Source organism: Nocardia vaccinii NBRC 15922 (genome assembly GCF_001613305.1).
In the GTDB taxonomy this organism is placed as follows: Bacteria; Actinomycetota; Actinomycetes; order Mycobacteriales; family Mycobacteriaceae; genus Nocardia; species Nocardia vaccinii.
The window spans coordinates 61,137-77,670 of sequence record NZ_BDCC01000004.1; the positions used below are offsets into that span (position 1 = coordinate 61,137).

Consider the following 16,534-nt stretch of genomic DNA (forward strand, 5'->3'; position numbering starts at 1 on the left):
CGCGCTCCGCTCAGGCACCGATCAGGCCCTGGCCGCACACGCGAACGACGTTGCCGTTCACCGCGTTCGAGGCGGGGCTGGCGAAGTAGGCGATGGTCTCGGCGACGTCGACCGTCTGCCCGCCCTGGGACAGCGAGCTCAGCAGTCGACCTGCCTCGCGGGTGCCCAACGGGATCGCGGCGGTCATCGCGGTCTCGATGAAGCCGGGCGCGACGGCGTTGATGGTGATGCCCTTCTCCGCCAGCTTCGGGGCCTCGGCATCGACCATGCCGATCACACCGGCCTTGGACGCGCCGTAGTTGGTCTGGCCGCGGTTGCCCGCGATACCCGCGATGGAGGACACGTCGACCACGCGGCCGCCCTCCTTCAGCGCGCCCTTGGCGACCAGCGCCTCGGTAATGCGATGCGGCGCAGCGAGATTCACGTTGAGCACAGCGTTCCAGCGGGCGTCGTCCATATTGGCGAGCAGCTTGTCGCGGGTGATGCCCGCGTTGTGCACGATGATGTCCACACCGCCGAAACGCTGGGCGAATTCGGCGATCTTGTCCGCGGCGTCGGCGGCGGTGACGTCCACCGCGAGCGCGGTGCCGCCCACCTTGTTGGCGGTTTCCGACAGCGCGTCGCCGGCGGCGGGGATATCCGCGGCGATCACGGTCGCGCCGTCGCGGGCGAATACCTCGGCGATGGTCGCGCCGATACCGCGCGCGGCGCCGGTGACCACGGCGACCTTGCCGGCCAGCGGCTTGTCCCAGTCGATGGACGAATCGGCGGCATCCTCGCGGCCGACCCGGAACACCTGGCCGTCGACGAAGGCCGACTTACCGGACAGCACGAAACGCAGCGTGGACTCCAGGCCGGTCGCGGACGCGGACGCCTCGGGGTGCAGGTAGACCAGGTTCGAGGTGGCTCCGCGCAGCAACTCCTTGCCGACGCTGCGGGTGAAGCCCTCCAGCGCGCGCTGGGCAATCCGCTCCTCGACACTGGAGGCGAGCTCGGGGGTGGTGCCGACGACCAGGATGCGGCCGCTGGGCGCGATCGAGCGCATCACCGGCTGATAGAACGCATACAGCTGGGCCAATTCCTCGATCGAACCGAGACCGGTGGCGTCGAAGACCAATGCGCCGAACTTCCCGCCTTGGCTGGATTCTTCGGCGAAGGTGTAGTCCGACAACAGGTTTCGCACCGCATCGGCTACCCGACCCTTACCGCCGAGCAGGACCGGGCCCGGCAACGCGGGCTCACCCTTCCGGTAGCGGCGCAGTTTCTCCGGCTTGGGCAACCCCAGCTTGCTCGCCAAGAACGAGCCGGGGGCCGAGTTGACGAACGATCCGTAGAGGTTGGGAGCGCCCTTGCTTTTGCTGGCTGCCACGGTTCCTACCTTTTCCTTGTGTCGTAAGGGACTCATCGTCGTGCCGGCCCGGTTGTCTCGTCCGGACGTGTCGCATCCGTCAGGGGTACGTATCGACAATGAACTTACTCCAGAGTAAGTTTAATGTAAACCGATAGCGAAGGGGCACCGGACCGCGCCGCTGCTCCGGTAGGCCGGGAGCCGCGCAATCTCCCGATGAGACCCACATCCCGACGAGACACCGACCGACATACCCACCCCGCCGGCTCGCAAGCGCCGCCGGCTCACCGTCCCCAAGGAGACTCGAGTGACAACCAAGGCCCGTTCGGCGAACGCCTCCTCGGCCACCGGCAGCAAGCAGGCGCGCCCCGTCGCCGTGCTCGGCGGCAACCGGATCCCGTTCGCCCGTTCCGACGGCAAGTACGCGCACGCCTCGAATCAGGACATGTTCACCGCGGCACTGAACGGGCTGGTCAGCCGGTTCGGGCTGCAGGGCGAGCGGCTCGGGCTGGTGGTCGGCGGCGCGGTGCTCAAACGCGTCGGCGAACACGGCATGGTTCGCGAGAGCGTCCTGGGCAGTGAGCTCTCGCCCTACACCCCGGCACACGATCTGCAGCTGGCGTGTGGCACCGGGCTGCAGTCGATCGTCACCGTCGGCGACGGAATCGCGTTGGGCCGCATCGAGGTCGGCGTCGGCGGCGGCACCGACACCACCTCCGACGCACCGATCGGGGTGAGCGAATCGATGCGCGAGTGGATGCTCGACGCCAACCGGGCCAAGAAGAACTCCGATTATGTCAAGCTGGTCGGCCGGTTGCGTCCGAGCATGGTCGGCATCGAGATCCCGCGCAACGCCGAACCGCGCACGGGCCTGTCGATGGGCGAACACGCCGCGATCACCGCCAAGGAGTTCGGCATCGCCCGCGAGGCTCAGGACGAGCTGGCCTACCTCTCGCACCGCAATATGGCCGCCGCCTACGACCGCGGATTCTTCGACGATCTGGTCACCCCGTTCCTGGGGCTGACCCGCGACGACAACCTGCGCCCGGGGTCGACCATCGAGAAGTTGTCCACACTGAAGCCGGTATTCGGCGTCAAACTCGGCGATGCGACGATGACCGCGGGCAATTCGACCCCGCTCACCGACGGCGCGTCCGCGGTGCTGCTGTCCAGCGACGAGTGGGCCGCCTCGCGCAACCTCGAGCCGCTGGCCCATCTGGTTGACAGCGAGGTCGCCGCGGTGGACTACATCCACGGTCCCGATGGCCTCCTGATGGCCCCGACCTACGCGGTGCCCCGCCTGCTGGCCCGCAACGGACTCACCTTGCAGGACTTCGACTTCTACGAGATCCACGAGGCGTTCGCGTCGGTGGTGCTGGCGACGCTGCAGTCGTGGGAGTCGGACCAGTACTGCAAGGAACGCCTCGGCCTGGACGGCGCGCTGGGGCCGATCGATCGGGCCAAGCTGAACGTCAACGGGTCCTCGCTCGCCGCGGGCCACCCGTTCGCCGCGACCGGCGGCCGCATCATCGCGCAGGCCGCGAAGCAGTTGGCGGAGAAGGGATCCGGGCGCACCCTGATCTCCATCTGTGCCGCCGGCGGTCAGGGCGTGGTCGCGATCCTGGAGCGCTGAACCGGATCGATACACTCCCGAGGTGTGAGTGACATCTCGACGGGCGAGCAGGTGCCGACCGCCCGGTTGGCCCTGCTCCGCCCGGTCCCGGCCGATGCCGAGGCCATTCTGCGGATCTGCGGCGTAGCCGATCCGTGGGTGACCGTGGTACCGAATATCGCTGCGGCACAACGTCTTTATGCCGAATGGGATGAGCACTGGCGGCAGCACGGCTACGGCTACTGGACGGTGCGCGCCCACGCCGAGGACACCGTCCTGGGCTTCTGCGGAATCCGTTCCATGACCATGCCCGCGGGCCCGGCGCTCAACCTCTTCTACCGCCTCCACCCGGCCACCCGGGGACAAGGTTTCGCCGCCGAGGCCGCCGCCGCGGCGGTGGCGCACGCCCGCACCAACCTGCCCGGGCTGCCGGTGATCGCCCGGATCCAGCCCGGCAACGCCGCCTCGCACCGCGTCGCCGAACGCGCCGGCCTGTCCCGCGCCGAATATCTCGACACCGACAGCTGGCACCATTACGTGACCCCCGCCGACTGGGGGCGCGGATAACGAACACAGCATTCACGAGTCCGCCGCCGCCCGGAGCACCAGGTGGCACAGCAGGGAGCTCCGCCGCACCCGGCGGCACGGGCCGTCAGCCGTGGTCTCCGGCGCGATCGTCCGGCCCTCGGCCGGTGTCGGTATTCGCCACCCGGCCTGATTCAGCTCGGCGACCAGGCGGTCGACGTCGGCGCCGCAGGGAGTCGCCACACCGACCATGGGCAGCTTGTACGAGCCGAATACATCGTCCTCGCGCGTGTCGGCCACGCCGCGTCCCTGGACCGCGGCGGCGTGGCATCACCCCGACACGACCTGACGCCGGGCGAGATCGAAAGTGCGGCGAGCCAGGTCGGAGATGCGGACGCAGTCGTAACCGGAGACCGCGGTGCGCAGGCGGTCGGCGAGCGGGTCGGTCCAGTGCTGTGGAATTGCGTTGGCTCCCAATAGGATTCCAGCCACCGAGCCCGCGGTCGCGGCGGTGGAGTCGGTGTCCCAGCCGGCCTGGACCGTGAGGCCGATGGTTCGGGTGAAATCGCCTTCGCCCCAGAGTAATCCGACCGCGACCAAGCAGGCGTTGCCGATCGCGTGCACCCAGCTGTAGTGGCCGTGACGAGCGTGCACGGTGGCGACGGCCTGGTCGTAGCCGATGCCGCGCCCGTAATCGGCGACCACCTGCGCGAGCGCGACGGCGAGCCGGGAGTGTTCCGGAATCGTTTGTTGCGCAATGTGAATCGCCTCGATTGCGCTGTCGGCGGTGAAGGCCGCGGCGGTCAGGGCGGCGACCCAGATGGCCGCCCAGGCGCCATTGCCGGTATGCGAGACCGAGGCGTCCCGCGCGGCGAGTTCGGTGGCGCGACCCGGATCTCCCGGACAGACGTAACCGTAGACGTCGGCGCGGATCATCGCGCCGACCCACTCGCGGTACGGATTGCGGTAGGTCGCGGTGGCGGGCGGCCCGAGGCCGTCGATCAGATTGCGGTAGGCCACCCGGTCGGCGGTGTAGGTCTGCAGGAACGGCAACCGGCCGAGCCATTCGGCGGCCACGTCGGCGGCGGTGAACTCGATGCCCTGCTGCTCGAGCATGTGCAGGCTCAGCACCGGATAGTCCAGGTCGTCGTCGCGCGGACAGCCATCGATCCGGCCGCGTACCGACTCCGGCCAGCCCGGGGCGAGCCGATACCCCTCCGGCATCGGGCTGAGCACCGGGATGTAATCGGCCAGCGGATAGGCCCCGGCCCGTTCCAGATAGGCCCGGATATGCTGCGGCGACCAGGCGAAGCCATTCTCCAGCGGTCTGCCAAGTGTGCTGCCGACGCAGCGGCCCAGCCAACCGCCGTGCACGCGGTCGTAGAGATGGGTCGGATGCACCGGCGCACGCGGCAGTGCGGCCGGCAGGGATGCGTTCACGGCCTCGTCGTACGGCCAGCCCGGATCGCGCGGCGCGGCCTCGATGCGGTCGAGCATCACCCAGCACGCCGCGGCATTGGGCAGCCGGGTATGCGTGAGCTCGCGCACCTCCTCGGCGAAAACGTCTACCGCATAACCGGATTCGCGCCGTTGCAGCCACTCGAAGTACAGCAGTGCGCGCGGGTCGCCCTCGGGATGGCCGAAGAAGGCGGACTCGATCGGCTTCATGATGTCCGCAGAATTGATGTCCACAGAAGTATTCACAGGATGGTGATGACCGCCTCGACGACCTCGGAAAGCAGCGGTAGTGACTCCTCACGCTGCGGGGGACGAGCCCACCAGCGCCCCTCGTGGGTGCGCCTGCCGAATCCGGTGGGCAGGATGACATTGCTTCGAGCAGGACCGATATCCACGCCGTGACGCTCCAATTGGACGGTGCATTCCAGATTCGGGTACCCATCGAAAACCGCGAGGAACGTCCGGCGCGCCGGTCGCTCCCGGACCAGTACCGGACCGGGCACCCCGCGCACGGTCAGCTCGTCGAGTACCGGGGAGCCCAGCTGTTCGGGAGTGTTCACCGCGGCGATCTGATCGACCAGCGGTAGCACCACGAATCCCGGCGCGGTCACATGCACCCGCGGCAGACCGAACTGCGTCCTGTACGCCTCGGCCCAATCTTGTGGAGTTGCAAGCTGTTCCGATCGCACATTCGACCTCGGCTCCGATGGTCCACCTGCCGGCGACGGGTTCGGCCGCCGGGTTTCAAGTGAAACTCCGAAGTAGCGTTCCAGGCGCATGTTTCGGTGAACCGTGAGCGAATTATGCAGAACGAAAACACATCTCACCGACATACCGACCGTTCGCGTTGCCGGCGGAATCGGGCCCCTCGCCGCTCGGACCCTACCGCGCCCGGCCACTGTTCCGGAGCACATTCACGCCGGCAAGAGGGCCTGACATCGCTGTGACGGACCGCTCGGGCGGGTACTCTCAGCGCATAGTCGAGGCGCCGGAACCCAGGAGGTCCGCCCATGCCCTGCGATCTGATGCTCATCGCCTACGACGGCTCGGAGAATGCCAAACGAGCCGTCGAATACGCCGGGCGGTTTCTCGCCGCGCCGAAAGCGGTCGTGCTCACCGCGTGGGAGCCGATGGTCCGCCAAACCGCGCGACTGTCCGGGATGTCCAGCGTGGTGCAGCCCGAATGGGTCTCCGACGAGGAAATAGAGGACATCGCCTACGTCGACGCCAAACAGGTCAATGCCGAAGGGGTGCGGCTGGCCAAACTGGTCGGACTCAACGCCGAACCACGCACCGCCGAATGCACCTCGACGATCTGGAACGCCATCGTGGACGTCGCCGACGACCTCGACGTCGACATCATCGTCGCCGGAACCCGCGGCGCGACCGGTATCCGGGCGCTGCTGCACTCGAGCGTCGCCGAGGCCGTGCTCAAACACTGCCACCGGCCGATCCTGCTCGTCCCCCCGGGCCGAAATGCCGAATGCCCCTGATGTCGCCGCGTAGTACACCCTCATTACGCAGCGCGAATACACCGCGAGCGAGGGTGCGGCAGCTGCCCTGCGGACCCGCGGGTTGCCGCGCATCACAGTGAGATGTACGTCCCTACCCGGGCACCGCGCAGTGCCGGGCGGACTATCGTCGGGGCACTATGGACGGATTTCTGCTCGCTCAGCCCGGCGGTGTCGTACGGACCGAGGGCGTTCGGCGCGCGATCGACGACGCGGAATCCGCGGCGGCCGAGCTGGCGGACGGGACGGCCGAGCTGATCGTCGGGGCGCTGCCGTTCGATCCGCGCACTCCGGCGGCGCTGTGCGTGCCCGAGCGGGCGCGGCATACCGCGGGGCCGTGGCGTCCCGCGGCCGTGCCATCACTGCCCGAGGTTCGGGTGATCACCGAAATCCCCAGTGCCGCAGAGCATATCGCGCGGGTCACGAAACTCGTCGAACAGCTCTCGGATCCTTCGCAGCCACTGCGCAAGGTGGTCGCGGCGCGCTCGGTACTGGTACGCGCCGAACAATCGCTCGATCCGGAGGTGGTGGCCGCACACCTGCTGACCAGGCATCCGCGCGCCAACGTGTTCGCGGTCGACCTGAGTCCCGCCGGACGGCCCGGGGCCACGCTGGTCGGTGCCACGCCCGAGGTTCTGGTCGCCCGGCACGGCGAGACGGTGACGTTGCGTCCGCTGGCCGGGACGATCGCGCGACATCCCGATCCCGAGGTCGACGCCGAGCGGTCGCGGGAGCTACTGGCCAGCACGAAGAATCGTGCGGAGCACGAGTTCGTCATCGAGTGGATCCGCGAGCAGCTCGCCCCGCTGTGCGAACTCACCGTCCCGGACGGCCCGGAACTGATCAACACCCACGAGGTGTGGCATCTGGCCACACCGATCAGCGGCCGGGTCCGCGCGGCCGACACCACCGCCTTCGACCTGGCCCGGGCCCTGCACCCGACCCCCGCGGTCTGCGGCACACCCACCGACCTGGCCCTGGACACCATCACCGAATTCGAGGAGGACCGCGGCTTCTACGGCGGCGCGGTCGGCTGGTGCGACGCCCGCGGCGACGGCGAATGGGTCGTCGCGATCCGCTGCGCCGAGGTCTCCGCCGACGGCCTCACCGCGCGCGCCTTCGGCGGCGGCGGAATCGTCGCGGCCTCGGATCCCCGCACCGAACTCGACGAGACCACCGCCAAACTCAAAACCTTCCTCGGCAGTCTGAACTGCCCTGTGTAATTCGCTGTGTGCGATTACCCCTCGCCTCGCACCCCCGCGTGACGCCCCAACGGCGAAGCGTCTCCGTCCCGCAGGAAATCGCCCGCGAAGCGAAAGGCTCAACAACGCCAACCTCGGGCCTTCGGCGCGGGCTCGTCGTTCAGCCCCGAAGCGCACGGCCGAAGACCGAGTCCGGGGGACTGACGACAGCCTTGAAGCGCCGAAAACACGCCGCAGCGAAGCGGAGGCCGAAAACACAGCGTGGTAGGTTGACGCGGATACGTACGGGCCGATGTATGGGAGTTCCGCGATGAAGTTTGCCGTTCCCGGGATAGCGAGCGCTGTCGTCGGAGCCGTGCTGGGCGCGGTCGCGGTGTTCGTGGTCACGGCTGCGACGGCGCAGAATTCGCGGCCCGAGATCGACCGCAGCGGCAACCAGTCGTCGTCGCTGCTCAACAACGTTGAGTACGGCAGCCGCTGAGTCGCCGACCCCTACTGAGTCCGATCCGGTCGCCCCGCTGGGGCGGTGCTGGTTCGCGGGCACGGTCGTCGGCGCATTTCTGCTGACCTTTCTGCAGGCTCCCGGCCTCACCGTCGCCGACACCAAATACGATCTCGCCCAGAATCCGCTGGGCTTCCTGCAGCGCGCCGCGCATCTGTGGAGCAGTCAGGCTCCCATGGGGCAGGTGCAGAATCAGGCCTACGGCTATTTCTTCCCGCACGGCAGCTTCTTCGCCCTGGGGCATGCGCTGGGCATGCCCGCCTGGGTGACCCAGCGGATCTGGTGGGCGCTGCTGATCCTCGCCGGCTTCTGGGGCATCGTGCGATTGTGCGAGGTGCTCGACATCGGCACCCGCGGTTCCCGGATCGTCGCGGCACTGGCCTTCGCCCTGTCGCCGCGGGTTCTGACCACACTGGGATCGATCTCGTCGGAGACGCTTCCGATGATGCTCGCCCCCTGGGTGCTGCTCGCGCCCGCTGCGTTGGGGCGGGTCACCAAGGCGCGCAACGGCATCCGCCGCACCGACCGGCGCACCGATTCCCTGCTGTCACACACGCGACTCGAACGCTGGTGGCGAACGATCCGGAACCGAGCAGGGCTGTCCGTCTCCCCCGGGAGTGCGCAGATTTCCGCACCGTCAGGACACGGGGCCGATACGAATGAGGCTGCCCGCGTGCCGACGCAGGAGCCGAGTGCCGAGGAAACCGGCACGAGACGCCGCTGGGCGGACTCGCCGGAGCACGACGGACACCGCCCGCGCCGGTACGGCGCACTGTCTCCCGCGGGCAGCGCGCTGGCGCTGGCGTTGATGGGTTCGGTGAACGCGGTCGCGACGGCGGCGGCTTTTCTGCCCGCGCTGATCTGGTGGGCTTCATACCGGCCGAATCGGGCTTGGTGGCGGTTCACTCGGGCGTGGATCCCGCTGCTGGCGCTGGGGACGCTGTGGTGGGTCGTGCCGCTGCTGATGCTCGGCAAGGTGAGTCCGCCCTTCCTGGACTACATCGAATCGTCCGGAGTCACCACCGAATGGGCCTCGCTGGGCGAGGTGCTGCGCGGAACCTCCAGTTGGACGCCGTTCGTCTCGCCGGAACGCATCGCGGGCGCGGTGCTGGTCACCCAGCCCGCGGCGGTGCTGGCGACCGGACTGCTGGCCGCGACCGGGATGGCCGGTCTGGCACTGCGGTCGATGCCGCACCGCGGCCGGTTCGTGCTGATCCTGATGCTCGGACTGGTCGGGCTCTGCGCTGGATACGTCGGGGATCTGGGCGGACCGTTCGCCGAATCGGTGCGGGTATTCCTTGACTCGGGCGGTGCGCCGCTGCGCAACGTGCACAAGCTCGAACCGCTGATCCGGCTGCCGCTCGTGATCGGGCTGGCCCATTTGCTGCATCGTGTTCCGCTGCCCGGTTCCGTGCCGATGCCGATGTGGCGCAGCGCATTCGCCCATCCCGAACGGCAGCGGATGGTGGCGGTCGCGGCCTTGATCCTGTGCGCGCTGGCGCTGTCCACCTCGCTGGCGTGGACCGGAAAACTGGCCCCGCGCGGTGCGTACGACCGGGTTCCGGCCTATTGGACCCAGACCGCCGGCTGGCTGGCCGACCATGCCGCGAACACTCGGGCCCTGGTGGTGCCGGGCGCGCCGTTCGGCAGTCAGATCTGGGGGTTGACCCGCGACGAACCATTGCAGGCGCTGGCCAGAACGCCCTGGGCGGTGCGCGATGCGATCCCGCTCACCCCGCCGGGCACGATCCGGGCGATGGATTCGGTGCAGCGGCTGATCGCCGACGGACGCCCCTCGTCCGGTCTCGCGTCGACACTGATCGATCAGGGCATCGGAATTCTGGTGCTGCGCAACGATTTGGACCCCGACACATCGCGTTCGACCCGGCCGTTGCTGGCGCACGAGGCCATCGAGGGCTCGCCGGGACTGACGAAGGTGGCCGAGTTCGGGGACGAGATCATCGCCTCGCACGGCAAGGGGTTGGTCTCCGACGGGGATCTGCGGCCGTCCTATCCGGCCATCGAGATTTACCGGGTGAGCGCGCCGCATCCGGGCGAGCCCGCCGATATCCGCAGCGGATCGGGCGCGCCCGAGTCCTTCCCGGGCGCCTATACCGTGCCGCTGAATTCGGTGCCGGTGGTACAGGGCGGGCCCGAGGTGCTCGAGCGGTTGCGCCGCGATACCTCCGCGCCGAATGGGCCGGTGTTACTGTCCACCGATGCCGCGCGAGCCGGATTATCCGGCAGTACGACAACTCTCACCGATACTCCGATGGACCGCGAGACCGATTTCGGCCGAGTCGACAATCACAATTCGGCGCTGCGCGCACCGACCGACGCCCGGCGGACCCGTAATCTGGTGCCCGACTACGCCGTTCCGGGAACGCCGCGCGTGGCGGGGCAGTGGTCGGGGGCGACGATCACCGCCTCGAGTTCCGCGGCCGATGCGACCCAGCTGGGCGGCACCGCCCCGGGCAGCTCCACCGCCGCGGCCGTTGACGGCGATCCGTCCACCGCATGGTTGAGCAACAGTGCCGAACATGCTGTGGGCCAATGGCTTCGGCTGGACCTGGATCATCCTATCAACGCGGGGGTGCTGCAGCTGGCCACGAGCTCGGCCGCGCTGGGCGATCCGGTAGGCCTCGTCGAAGTGCGCACCGCGCACGGTACGACTGCGGCGCGTGTCACAAAACCCGGTGAGCCCGTGTCGGTTTCACTACCACCCGGTCCGACCGGCTGGGTGAGCATCACCGCGATCGAAACCGAGACCGGCAGTCTCGGCGGACAATTCGGCATCTCCGAGGTCTCTCTGGAGGACTATTCGAACCGTAACGCGCCGGTACCCGTCGCGATCCGCCACCGCACCGTCCTGCCCGCGGTCCCGGCCGGAACGCAGGTGCAGGGCTGGAGCCTGGGGCAGGAATTCCCCGGGCGCAGTGGCTGTTTCGACGCGCCCGACCGCGTCCGATGCAGTAACGGCCTCGCGCTCTCTCCGGAGGAACCGGGCAGTTTCGAACGCACACTGAACGTCCCGGCGCCGATGAACGTCACCCCGCGCCTGATGGTGCGCGCCCGGCAGGGCCCGTCGCTCGAGGCGCTGCTGACCGATCATGAGCGGCCCATCGCGCGCGGTAAGGCCGATGTCGGCGACCTGCGCGGCTCGGCCTTCGCCGCCACGGACGGCGATCCGAGCACCAGCTGGGTCGCCCCGCAGGACACGGTGCGAGATCCGGCGGGCCCCAAGCCGACCCTGACCCTCGAACTCCCCGCGCCGGCCCTGGTGAACGGCCTCGAGATCACCCCGCCGCGCGGTGCGCTGCCCGCCCGCCCCACCTCGGTCGCGGTCGATCTCGGCGACGGTCCGCAGACTCTCGAGCTCGACCCCGACGCACCGGCGGGACAGCCGATCCGCATCCGGCTGCATCCCTACGTCACCGACCGGATCGAACTGAGCCTCGCCACCTGGAATGCGGTATTGGACCGCACCGCACTGGGTTTCGATCAGCAACAGCCGCCGGGACTGGCCGAGGTGAACGTCCTGGGACCGGACTATCCGCCGCCCGCGCGCGGCGACCGCCCGATCACCGTCGATTGCGCGCACGGGCCGACCATCGCGCTGGCGGGACATCTCGTGCACACCACGGTCACCGCGACCGCACACCAATTACTCACCAGTGCACCGGTTCCCGCGAAGATCTGCGGTATCGACCCGGTGACCACTCCCGGACGGACCGCACCCGATGACCCGGCCCGCGGATCCGGGTCGGTCATGCTGCCGACCGGGGACGTCGACGTCGACGTAGCACCCACCGACCTGTTCTCCGTCGACGAATTGCGTTTGCCGCGCACCGATCTCGCCCCACGCCCGATCGCGGCGCCTGCCGGCACCCGGCTGCTGGTTCTACCGCTGAGCACCAACGTCGGCTGGCGCGCCCGCACCGCCGACGGCCACGAACTCTCCCCCGTAGTCGTCGACGGCTGGCAACAGGCCTGGCTGCTCCCCGCCACCGCCCACGGCCCGATCACCATCGATTTCCCCCTCGACCGCTGGTACCGCCTCGCCATCTTCGGCGGCCTGCTCCTCCTGCTTCCCCTCATCGCACTGGCCCTGCCCCACCCTCGCCGCCGGCGGCGCCCCGCCCACCCGCCGGTCGCACCCGCCCCAGGGAACGGTTCGGCCGCAAGCACGGCAAAAGGCGCCGGCACGCACGATGCCGGCACGCAGCAATCTCCCGTCGACGGCCGGAACATCGATGCGCCGACGGAAGGACCTCCGGCGCCCCCACGAACCTGGAACCTGCGGATACCGACCATGATCGGGCTGGTGATCGCGGTATTCCTGATCTCCGGGCCGGTCGCGATCGTGCTGGCCGCGATCGGTTTCGTAGCGCAGTGGCGGTACCCGCGATGCACGGCCCGAGCGCTGGTGGTGATCGCCGGAGTGGGGACGATGGTTTCGGCGGCGGCTCTGTCCACCGGGCCGTGGCGTTCGCCGGACGGGTATATGGGCGGGTCGCTGTGGGTTCAGTTCCCGGCTCTGGCGGCGGTGGTCGCGCTGGGCGTCGCCGCGGTCGCGGATCGGCGGAAGGGCTAGCCGACGCGGTGGCGGACCCAGCGACGGATCGGCTCCTCGATCAGCGCGTAACCGGCGGCCGACAGCGGCAGGGTGAACGCCACGGTCAGCACCAGCACCTGAAGGAACATCCCGTGGAACGGGATGATGCCGAATATCTGGAACACCACGCTCAGCACCGCCAGATGCCAGATGAAGATGCCGTAGGACCACCGCCCGATCGTCGCGGCCACCCGGCTCTGCAGCCACCGATGCCGGGCCTGCCCCAGAATCAGCGGCGCGAGCAGGCCGAAACCGATCAGCGCACCGAGCCCCATCTTCGCCACGTACTGCCACGGCGCACCGCGCTCCAGCCCGGCCGGTCCGGCCAGATCGGTAGCGGAGGCAAGCAGCGCGATCAGCGCCAGGGACCACATGACCCAGCGGTTCGCGGCGATTCGACGCCACCGCGGCGGATGCGCGACGGGCGTCTCGACCAGTTCGGCCAGCAGCATTCCCCCCGCGAACCAGGGCAGATAACCGGGCAGCCAGTTGTCCGCGTGGATCGCGTTGGGGGTCGGCACGGGCAGCAGATTCCAGCCCAGGCTGATCAGGCCCAGTGCGAGCACGATCGGCGCACGCCACCGCGCCGAACGCCCACGCAACCACACCACGGCGAAGGCCAGCAGCGGCAGCACCAGATAGAAGGCCATCTCCACGGACAGACTCCACATCTGGGTCAGCCCGTCGGTCAGCGTCAACGGCACGAAGACCTGGAGCAGTGCCAGATTCGCCACCCATACCCGCCGCCCCGCCGAATCCGCGGCAGACGGCAGCAGAATCAGCACCGCGCACACCACCACCCAATAGGCGGGCAGGATGCGCGCGGACCGATGCAGCAGATAGCGTCCCGCGTGCGGTGCGTTCCCCAGACCGCGAGCCGCGGCGGCATGCGGACGCCACAGCAGGAATCCGGACAGCCCGAAGAACACCGCAACCGCCATGTCGAACCGTTCGAACACGCGCCCCAGCAGCGGGATTCCGGATGCGCCGGTCTGAAAGGCGACATGGGTCAGCACCACGCCCAGCGCGGCCAGCCCGCGCATTCCCTCGAGCGCCGGCACGAAACCGCGCGCCGCCGCGGGCCGGGGCGCGGCCGATGTGTCGGGTGTGGTACTGGTCATGGTCATCGGTTCCAGTCTGCCGTGTGGTTATCCGCACCAGGAATCGGGATGTTTCCGGGCTCGGATCAGCGCTGGAGGGGTTCGGACTGTTAGTGTCGGGGCTCACGAGTGCTACGCCGTGTCCGCAGCGTTACTCGGAACCGCTTGGTACGACGACGAGGAGAGTTTGCATGGCACTCAGTGCCGGTACCAGAAGGACGGTGGCCTGCCTGCTCGTGGGTCTGGGTGCGCTGCTGATCGTCGCGGCCCTGCTGATCCCGACGTATACCCTCAGCCAGCTGGCCAAGACTCCCCTCGACCTGGAAATCACCACGATCGCACCGAGCAGCGCGAACGCACCCAGCAGGGTTCTCGACATCAAATCGCTCACCTCGGGCACCGGTGCGGCGAGGGTCAATTCGAATGTGCGGCTGATCTCGCAGCGCTACCTGACCGTCGAGGATCCCTCGGACAAGACCCAGATGACGATCCAGGCCGGTCAGACCCTGCGCAATATCGACGCGCAGGGCGATACCGGCCTGCTGTCGGCGGTCATCGATCGGGTCACTATCAACCGCAAGACCGGCATGCCGGTCGAGGACGATCCGAACGGTTCGATCGCGGTGAACACGGACAGCAACGGCAACAGCATCGCCGACCCGGTCCAGCACGACGGGCTCCAGTACCGGTTCCCGATCGGCACCGAGAAGAAGACGTACCCGTACTTCGACATCAACGCGCGCAAGTCGTTCGACATGAACTTCGTCGAGCAGACCGAGATCAACGACCTGAAGGTCTACCACTTCCAGCAGAAGATCCCGGTGACCGATCTGTCGAAGGTGGTCAGCGCTCCCAGCAACCAGGTGAGCCTGCCCGCCTCCAAGTGGGGCATTCCCGGTGGTGACACCCCCGTCACGATGGATCGCTTCTACACGAACACCCGCGACGTGTGGGTGGAGCCCCAGACCGGCACGATCATCAAGGGCTCCGAGCAGCTCCACATGTACTACGCGCGCAACGCCGCCAAGCCGGACGTCACCGCGCTGCAGTCGACGCTGGTATTCGACGACAACACGGTGAACTCGCAGATCGCGATCGCCAAGGACAATATCGACAAACTCTCGCTGTACGGGCGGACGCTGCCGATCATCCTGGGCGTCGTGGGCGTGGTCGTGCTGATCGTCGGCCTGGTGCTGGGCCTGCGCGGCAGCGGCACCGAGAAGCCGGGGCGTCTGGTCCGGCCGAAGACCCCTAGGCCCGGTTCGACCTTCGAGCCGGCCCACGGATCGGGCGTGAATCTCACCGATCAGCCGACGACACAGATCAAAATGCCGCGGAACATCTGAATGTCCCGGTAGGGCAATATGATCGCCGGTGGCTCCCCGTGATGCGGGGAGCCACCGGCGTTTTCACGAGTGGTCGACCGGCACATCGTGACTGCGTGCGGCGGCTCGCAGCACGACCACGATCATCAGCGCGGCGACAACAGCCACGACGAACGTCGAGGTGCCGATCAGGGCAGGCAGCGTGTGCGCGAACAGGGCGATCGCGATCACCTCGACGGCCAGACCCACCCAGGTGATCACGGCGGGAGCGGTGCGGTCCACTGCGATCGCCGACAGCAGTGCGCCCTGTAGCAGGGCCAGGAGTGCGCCGTCGAGGGCGAACAACCACAGCCAGCCCTCGATCGGGGCGTAGTCGTGTCCGGCGAGCAGCGGCGCCAGAGGTGCGAAAACCGCCGCACCCGCCACCGCCGCGACTCCGACACCCAGCAGCACCCCCAGCGCGGCCCGAATCGCGCGGGCCGAATTCTGCGGCTGCGCCATCCGGGGATACAGCACCACACCGACCGCTTGTGGCAGCCAGAACGCGATCTTCGTCGCGATGGCACCCAGCGCGTAACGTCCGGCGTCGTCCCGCTCGAGCACGATTCGCGCCACGATCAGGTCCGCCGAGGACATCGCCATCAACGCCGCCTGCACCTGCACGGCTCGCAATACCGCCAACCCGCCCGCGCGGACCCGCGTTATGTCCCGGACGTCCGATTCTTCGGGGTTCGCGACCGGAGCGGCGGCCCGGCGAGCGCCGATGGCCGCGGCGAACAGACCGAGGGCGGCGGCCCACAGCGCCGCGGCAGCGCCCGCACCCGCGGCCAGTACGACCAGCGCCGGTACGACCCGCGCGACGCCCGCGACGCCGAGTACCGTCGCCAGCGCGCGAAACCTGCGGCCGCCCTGCAGAATGCCCTGTTCCCCGCAGATCAGCACCTGCGCGGGCGCGGCGAGCAGCGCACCGGCGGCAGCCACCGCACCGACGTGCAGCACCGCACTCACCACCGGCACCAGAACCGCCGCGACAACCGCGACGACCGCCGCACACCACCACCCCAGCGCCCGCACCGTCGCCACCCGGGCCCCACGCACCAGCTCACGCGCCACGACATTCTGCAGGGCCAACGCCGGAACCGCACACAACAGCTGCACGGCCAGCAGACTCGCGAACTCGCTGTACCCGGTCACCCCCAGCCACCGCCCGGCCAGCAACTGCAGCAGGTATCCGGCCACATTCGCCGTCATCGCCCCAGCGGTCACCAACGTCAGATCCGCGACACCGGGCAGACGCAGGACAGCGGGCATCCCGCCATGCTGCCACCTCCCGCCC

At 68.8% G+C, this 16,534-nt stretch carries 13 protein-coding genes; 7 read left to right on the top strand and 6 right to left on the bottom strand.

What is annotated here, in order from left to right:
- Positions 1 to 10 precede the first annotated feature (10 nt).
- Positions 11 to 1,405 carry a 3-oxoacyl-ACP reductase gene (locus tag NV1_RS00910; RefSeq protein ID WP_067884484.1) on the bottom strand — a complete coding sequence of 465 codons (1,395 nt, stop codon included), beginning with the start codon at positions 1,403 to 1,405 and terminating at the stop codon, positions 11 to 13.
- A gap of 250 nt (positions 1,406 to 1,655) precedes the next feature.
- Here NV1_RS00910 and NV1_RS00915 point away from each other — a divergent pair, with 250 nt between their 5' ends.
- Together NV1_RS00915 and NV1_RS00920 are read left to right on the top strand one after the other, a co-directional pair.
- Complete coding sequence (locus NV1_RS00915) at positions 1,656 to 2,981, top strand: acetyl-CoA C-acetyltransferase (RefSeq protein ID WP_067884485.1); 1,326 nt, start codon at positions 1,656 to 1,658, stop codon at positions 2,979 to 2,981.
- A 24-nt stretch (positions 2,982 to 3,005) separates the two neighbouring features.
- Positions 3,006 to 3,527 carry a GNAT family N-acetyltransferase gene (locus NV1_RS00920; RefSeq protein WP_067884487.1) on the top strand — a complete coding sequence of 174 codons (522 nt, stop codon included), beginning with the start codon at positions 3,006 to 3,008 and terminating at the stop codon, positions 3,525 to 3,527.
- Between the two features lie 12 nt (positions 3,528 to 3,539).
- On the opposite strand, the gene NV1_RS00925 is transcribed toward NV1_RS00920, so the two are convergent.
- The 3 genes from NV1_RS00925 to NV1_RS00935 are packed head-to-tail and all read right to left on the bottom strand — an operon-like array spanning position 3,540 to position 5,632.
- Entirely contained in the window at positions 3,540 to 3,785 is a 246-nt protein-coding gene (locus NV1_RS00925) for a hypothetical protein (protein WP_067884488.1), read from the bottom strand.
- Between the two features lie 30 nt (positions 3,786 to 3,815).
- Complete coding sequence (locus NV1_RS00930; RefSeq protein WP_218026896.1) at positions 3,816 to 5,177, bottom strand: ADP-ribosylglycohydrolase family protein; 1,362 nt, start codon at positions 5,175 to 5,177, stop codon at positions 3,816 to 3,818.
- 8 nt (positions 5,178 to 5,185) lie between these two features.
- The gene (locus tag NV1_RS00935; protein WP_157116372.1) at positions 5,186 to 5,632 is read right to left on the bottom strand and encodes a hypothetical protein; all 447 of its coding nucleotides are present in this window, start codon (positions 5,630 to 5,632) and stop codon (positions 5,186 to 5,188) included.
- Between the two features lie 321 nt (positions 5,633 to 5,953).
- Between NV1_RS00935 and NV1_RS00940 the strand changes: the two genes are divergently transcribed.
- From NV1_RS00940 to NV1_RS00950, 4 genes are all read left to right on the top strand, one after another.
- Positions 5,954 to 6,436 (top strand): universal stress protein, encoded by a 483-nt coding sequence (locus NV1_RS00940; RefSeq protein ID WP_067884492.1) that lies wholly within the window; start codon positions 5,954 to 5,956, stop codon positions 6,434 to 6,436.
- A gap of 158 nt (positions 6,437 to 6,594) precedes the next feature.
- The gene (locus tag NV1_RS00945) at positions 6,595 to 7,677 is read left to right on the top strand and encodes an isochorismate synthase (RefSeq protein ID WP_067884493.1); all 1,083 of its coding nucleotides are present in this window, start codon (positions 6,595 to 6,597) and stop codon (positions 7,675 to 7,677) included.
- A gap of 289 nt (positions 7,678 to 7,966) precedes the next feature.
- The gene (locus NV1_RS41710; protein WP_084524948.1) at positions 7,967 to 8,137 is read left to right on the top strand and encodes a DUF2613 domain-containing protein; all 171 of its coding nucleotides are present in this window, start codon (positions 7,967 to 7,969) and stop codon (positions 8,135 to 8,137) included.
- Positions 8,138 to 8,174: 37 nt separating this feature from the next.
- Positions 8,175 to 12,752 (top strand): alpha-(1->3)-arabinofuranosyltransferase, encoded by a 4,578-nt coding sequence (locus tag NV1_RS00950; RefSeq protein ID WP_245713497.1) that lies wholly within the window; start codon positions 8,175 to 8,177, stop codon positions 12,750 to 12,752.
- Here the strand turns inward: NV1_RS00950 and NV1_RS00955 are convergent.
- On the bottom strand, positions 12,749 to 13,894 hold the full coding sequence (locus NV1_RS00955) for an acyltransferase family protein (protein WP_067884495.1): 1,146 nt from the start codon (positions 13,892 to 13,894) through the stop codon (positions 12,749 to 12,751). The two genes, NV1_RS00950 and NV1_RS00955, sit on opposite strands and share 4 nt — an antisense overlap.
- Positions 13,895 to 14,064: 170 nt before the next feature.
- Here NV1_RS00955 and pgfA point away from each other — a divergent pair, with 170 nt between their 5' ends.
- Positions 14,065 to 15,219: a cell envelope lipid trafficking protein PgfA gene (gene pgfA / locus NV1_RS00960; RefSeq protein WP_067884496.1), complete on the top strand. Its 1,155-nt coding sequence runs from the start codon at positions 14,065 to 14,067 to the stop codon at positions 15,217 to 15,219.
- 63 nt (positions 15,220 to 15,282) lie between these two features.
- Here pgfA and NV1_RS00965 read toward each other — a convergent pair whose 3' ends face one another.
- Positions 15,283 to 16,509, bottom strand: a complete 1,227-nt coding sequence (locus NV1_RS00965) for a polysaccharide biosynthesis protein (RefSeq protein ID WP_067884498.1) — start codon at positions 16,507 to 16,509, stop codon at positions 15,283 to 15,285.
- Positions 16,510 to 16,534 lie beyond the last annotated feature (25 nt).